The sequence below is a fragment of the Thalassolituus sp. UBA2590 genome, from assembly GCF_002339775.1.
GTDB lineage: Bacteria > Pseudomonadota > Gammaproteobacteria > Pseudomonadales > Oceanobacteraceae > Thalassolituus.
Genome location: NZ_DDKU01000152.1, coordinates 1 through 5,103, shown reverse-complemented (window position 1 = coordinate 5,103; position 5,103 = coordinate 1). Strand labels below are relative to the sequence as shown.

6 protein-coding genes are annotated in these 5,103 nt (G+C 52.3%); 3 read left to right on the top strand and 3 right to left on the bottom strand.

Features of this window, described 5'->3' with window-relative positions:
- Nucleotides 1-744, top strand: a 744-nt coding sequence (locus B2067_RS12805; RefSeq protein ID WP_301388699.1) for a putative bifunctional diguanylate cyclase/phosphodiesterase, incomplete at its 5' end; no start/stop codon positions are given.
- Between the two features lie 121 nt (nt 745-865).
- Nucleotides 866-1,306 (top strand): cyanase, encoded by a 441-nt coding sequence (cynS, locus tag B2067_RS12800; protein WP_297531356.1) that lies wholly within the window; start codon nt 866-868, stop codon nt 1,304-1,306.
- Nucleotides 1,307-1,315: 9 nt separating this feature from the next.
- On the opposite strand, the gene B2067_RS12795 is transcribed toward cynS, so the two are convergent.
- The 3 genes from B2067_RS12795 to B2067_RS12785 form a co-directional block, all read right to left on the bottom strand.
- Entirely contained in the window at nt 1,316-2,761 is a 1,446-nt protein-coding gene (locus B2067_RS12795; protein WP_301388698.1) for a class I adenylate-forming enzyme family protein, read from the bottom strand.
- Between the two features lie 13 nt (nt 2,762-2,774).
- Nucleotides 2,775-3,338: a hypothetical protein gene (locus B2067_RS12790; RefSeq protein WP_273088001.1), complete on the bottom strand. Its 564-nt coding sequence runs from the start codon at nt 3,336-3,338 to the stop codon at nt 2,775-2,777.
- Nucleotides 3,339-3,454: 116 nt separating this feature from the next.
- Entirely contained in the window at nt 3,455-4,315 is an 861-nt protein-coding gene (locus B2067_RS12785; RefSeq protein WP_068436868.1) for a hypothetical protein, read from the bottom strand.
- Nucleotides 4,316-4,402: 87 nt separating this feature from the next.
- On the opposite strand from B2067_RS12785, the gene B2067_RS12780 reads away from it, so the two are divergent.
- Entirely contained in the window at nt 4,403-5,062 is a 660-nt protein-coding gene (locus B2067_RS12780) for a Fe2+-dependent dioxygenase (protein WP_068436084.1), read from the top strand.
- The last annotated feature ends 41 nt before the right edge of the window (nt 5,063-5,103 follow it).

Here is a 5,103-nt window from a genome sequence, read left to right as displayed (position 1 = left end):
GCCATCCGCGATAACGGCTTCACTCTGGTATACCAGCCGCAGCATAACGCAGAGGGTGAAGTCACCGGAGCGGAGGCGTTATGCCGCTGGGTTAACAATGGTCACTCCGTTTATCCCGATGTATTCATTGCCGCCGCTGAAGAAACCAATCTGATTCTGCCGCTGGGAGATTGGGTTCTGACCCATGCCTGCCAGACACTACGCCAGTGGATACGAAATAAATCCTTGCCACCAAGCTTCAGACGTCTGGCAGTAAATATCAGTCCCGCCCAGTTCATGGACCCGGACTTCGAAGCCAAGCTCGACAAAACTATTAAGAGTTGTGACATCGACAGCAGCGTGCTGGAGCTGGAGCTGACTGAAAGCCTGTTTATGGGAGACAAAGATCTCATTCGGGAAAAAATGCAGCGCCTGAGCGGCAAAGGATACACCTTTGCACTGGATGACTTTGGCACAGGCTATTCGTCTCTCAGCTACTTGCAGAAACTTCCGATCGATAAACTCAAGATCGACCGGGCCTTCGTGATGGACATCAATCCGGATAATGAACCCGCCAGTATTGTTGACGCGATTATCCAGCTTGGGCAGAACCTGAATATGGATATTATCGCTGAAGGCGTCGAGACCGATCAGCAACAGACCTATCTGAAAGATCACGGTTGCCGCAACTATCAGGGCTACCTGTTCAGCCGCCCGCTGCGCGAAGATATGTTCGTCAGCTACATTCATAAACCACATCAGTAAGATTCTGGCACCAGAGTTGCTCTTACCCCTAAGGCTCCCGGAAACGGGAACTTCATCAATGATAATGCACCGAAACGGCTCACACAGGGCTTTCGTGCTTCCATTCTGACAGGGGATAACGATGGATAAAGCAACAATGACCGAGGCGATCATCGCCCGTAAAATTGAGAAAGAACTGACGTGGGAACAAATGGGGGCGGATCTTGGAATGTCTCCTGTCTGGCTGACGTCTGCCTGCCTGGGCATGAACAGCGCCCCTGCCGAAAAGGCCGCGGCCATTGCAGAGTATTTGGGATTTGACCAAAGCATGGCCACCGCGCTGGAAGCATACCCAACCAAAATATGGGATCAGGCCGTCCCAACCGATCCTCTGATTTACCGACTCTACGAAATTGTTGGCGTCTACGGTGACACGCTGAAAGAAGTCATTCAGGAGAAGTTTGGCGACGGCATCATGAGCGCCATCGACTTCTCCATGGAAGTCGACAAAATCGAAGACCCAAAAGGCGACCGTGTTCTTCTCACGCTGAATGGCAAATTCCTGCCATACAAGAGCTGGTAAGCCCCCTTGCTAGCTACCTGAGCGCAGCACAGCGCTCAGGTTGCGGCTCAGTTCCTGTCGTTTTACTTTACCCATGGCATTTCGAGGAATCTCTTTCAACTGGAAATATTCTGTCGGAACGAGCGACGCATCAATTCGGGCTTTCATGAACTCGGCAATCTCCGACACCGGAATTGTACTGTCGGCTGTATAGGCCAATGCAAGTTTCTCCAAGTTATCTGCACGCTCAACCTGACAGGCAGCTACATCAATCAGTGCTGACATCTGCTCGGCCACGGCCTCTATTTCGGCGGGGTTTATTTTTACCCCGCCAAGATTCACAACCTCAGACTCACGTCCGGTAAGGCAAAGCGCCCCCTCACGGAATGCACCGCGATCACCTGGATAAAACCATCCACCCCTGAATTCATTGTTGTCCGGGCTGCCCGCCATGTAGCCACTGACCATCCCTGAGCTGCGTACACGGACAATACCTTCGGTTCCGTCCGGTACTGCTCTCCCCTCATCATCAACGACTTCCGCTGACGCTCCCGGCTGAACAATCGCTGTTTTCCAGACCAGTTCCGGCCTGGTCACCTGAACCATGCCAACCGCACCGACTTCGGTAGAGCCATAAACATTGAAGATACGCGCCTGAGGACATACCTGTTTAATTCGGTGGATCATCCCCGGTGACAAAGCACTACCCGCCAGACGAATCTCGCGGACACCATTCAGGTCAGCGGCTGACAGCGCATTTGAGTTCACAAGGCGGAAAAGTGCCGTAGAGGAACTTAATATAGAGGTGACATAAAAAGTACGGATCGCTTTGGCAAACGCTTCGGCGCTCGCAGGCAGGAGCACTACCTTGCCCGCCTGTATTGTCTGCAATGACCCCATGAAGCCACCAATGCTGGAGTGCCCCATCAGATTGAGATCATGCCCCGTCGCACTTCCCCAGACCAGATGATTACGATAGAGACGCTGCTCTATCATTGCCGGCGTCAGCCCTACTGCTTTCGGCTTTCCGGTGGTGCCACTGGTCAGAATAATGCGACAGATATCCTCCGCAGAAGAATAGTCCTGCATCGGCTCCAGCCCCGGCATGTTACGAGCTTCATTAAACCAGTCCTGACTGAGGCCAATGTTACGAATGCCACTGACATCTTTATCGGCTTTCAGCGAGACAACAAAATCGAACTCTGGCTGCTCTGGGATATCAGTCCCAGCGATTCCGAGGCAGCTGACTGCGGCGCGATGAAACAGCGCCATAGTCGCAATAAACGCCAGATTCTCGGGGAGCAGCAGATACACGCGATGACCAGAGCCAATTCCGGCCTCCGCCAACTTTTCTGATACCTGCACAACGGTTTTATGCAGTTGTGCATAATTCAGTGTCGACTGACCATCATAAAACGCCGGATAATCAGGAGTTACCATGGCCCGGAAGGCTAAAGGTTCAAATGGGTTATGCATGTAACTACTCTGTTTAAAAAAGCTGCTGTATACCGAAGGATACACTGGTGATAGTGGCATTGGCAGCACTGACCGATTCACCCAGATCATCATCGGGTGCGTCCCATGTCAGATAGCGATAACGGAATGTAGCGACGAGTTCTGTCGTCTGAGTCAGGTTACCCACCACCGCAAGACCAGCGTTCAGACTGCGCGCGCCATTGTCAGCACCTTCCTCGTCCAGTACCGACGTCTCACCATAGTATCTGTGATAGCCGACCCCAAGGATTAAATAGGGCCGCAATCGTGAGGCGGGGGCTCCATCCAGAGCATAGGGTAACCAGACATCGCCATCGAGGCCGACAATATTCGCACCTTCCCGATCGGCTCTCATGCGCGTCCAACTGATTTCAAATCGCGCATTCATAGGCCCGGTACCACCGACCGTTAACCTCGGATAAGTGGACGACCACGCACCGGTATCAAGAAGATTCTGATCAATTGTCGCCGTTTCATAGGCAGCCCCAAGATGCCAGGACCCATTGCCTGAATAGTCGGCAGCATGAGAGGGCGTGCTGACTAATAGCACACCTGCCACGGCGGAACACACCAATCTAATTATAGAAATGCCACTCATGCTGTCATGGTATCAAACAAGCAAAAAAAAGGTGGAGCCATGCTCCACCTTCTTTTTAAAACGGCAGGATCAGTCTGTTACAGGCCGAGTGCCAGCAGTTCAATCTGCGCCGCAGCACCGTACAGAGCACCCGCTTCTGTTTTCAGGGTCTCTGGTGGAATCAGACCAGGCCAGTGCGGCTTAACATCGGCGAGAATGGCAAGAGTAGCTGCTTTCGCGTCGGTTACCGCTGACTCATCGGACTCAATGCCTTCAACCAAGTCGGTGGCAATCGTAGTGAAACCAAATGCGTCCTGATATTCGTGTGCATTTTCCATTTTGCCGTCCACCACTGCGATAGCGTACTCATCCGCCGCAGTACGCAGAAGCTGTACAACCAGCTTCAGTTTCTCTGCCGGTGTCGCACTGGTTTCAGAAACGGCCATAGCGTTGGTGTCGATAGCGGCAAGCAGGGTATCCAGCGCAGTCTGTACAGCTTCTACACCTTTTTCCTCATTAACCGCATCGGATACGGCAGTCAGCTCTTTCGCGAAGCCAGCGGTACCACGTGCTTCTAAAGCAGGAACCAGATCAGCGTACAACTCGCTTTCTGGGTGCTTCATGTGTGTTTTAGCGTGCTCGATATGGCCAGCCTTGTAGAGCTCGGCGCCGACATACAGGTGACCCTTAATCAGGCTGAGGTGAGTCAGATAAGCAAGATCATCAGACGTCAGCTCTGTTGCTGCTGCGCCTTCGCCCTCACCTTCACCGGCAGAGATCACTTCGCCTTCACCCTCGCCTTCACCAGCAAGTGCAACGGCATCAACGGAGGTCTCAATCGGCGCAACCGCCGCTTCGCCTTCGTTTTCTTCTTCGGTACAAGCACTCAAGCTCATGCCTGCTGCGCCGGCCAGGCCGATCACACTGATGCTTTTCCACAGTTTGTTGCGCTTACCCATTACTCAGGTCTCCTGAAAATTCGTTTTGCGGATACATCTTTATGCTACTATCAATAGCATATACGATCAGTTCTCATTTTCGATACCATGACAATTCTCGTAGATAATCTGTTGGATGTCCACTCTGTAACTGCGGTTCTGAACAGCCTCAGCGACGACCTGTTTGTGGATGGTAAAAAAACAGCAGGCAAGACTGCCCGCGCCGTAAAAAAGAACCTTCAGGCCGACCCTAAGTCGCCCAAAATCATTGCGGCAACAAAGCTCGTTGAACAAGCGCTGCGTAAGCATCCGATGGTCACCAACTCGGCGTTTCCAGATAAACTCAGCAACATCATTATCAGTCGCTATGATGAGGGCATGACTTACGGTTCTCATGTCGACAACGCGTTTATTCACGCAACCAGAACGGATTTGTCGTTCACCTTGTTTCTGTCCGACCCTGATACCTACGATGGCGGCGAACTGATCCTGCAGAAGCACGATGGGGACGACGTGATTAAATTGCCCCAAGGGTCGGTTTACATTTATCCGACTCGCGAACTGCACTATGTCGCCCCCGTCACCCGCGGCGTCCGATACGCAGCCGTTGGTTGGATTCAGAGCCAGGTTCGCTCTGAAGAGCATCGCGGCACGCTGTTTGATCTGTACCTGGCGCTGCAACAGATGGCAGACACGGAAGAAAATAGACAGGCGCGGCTGCATATTTTAAAAGCCAGAAGCAACCTGATGAGAATGTGGGCTGAATAATGTGAACTGAATAAAGCGGGTAAGCGGATTAAATGGTTGAT

Coding starts and splice junctions, on each gene's coding strand:
- cynS (WP_297531356.1), top strand. CDS start 866: ATGGATAAAGCAACAATGACCGAGGCGATCATCGCCCGTAAAATTGAG.
- B2067_RS12795 (WP_301388698.1), bottom strand. CDS start 2,761: ATGCATAACCCATTTGAACCTTTAGCCTTCCGGGCCATGGTAACTCCT.
- B2067_RS12780 (WP_068436084.1), top strand. CDS start 4,403: ATGACAATTCTCGTAGATAATCTGTTGGATGTCCACTCTGTAACTGCG.
- B2067_RS12785 (WP_068436868.1), bottom strand. CDS start 4,315: ATGGGTAAGCGCAACAAACTGTGGAAAAGCATCAGTGTGATCGGCCTG.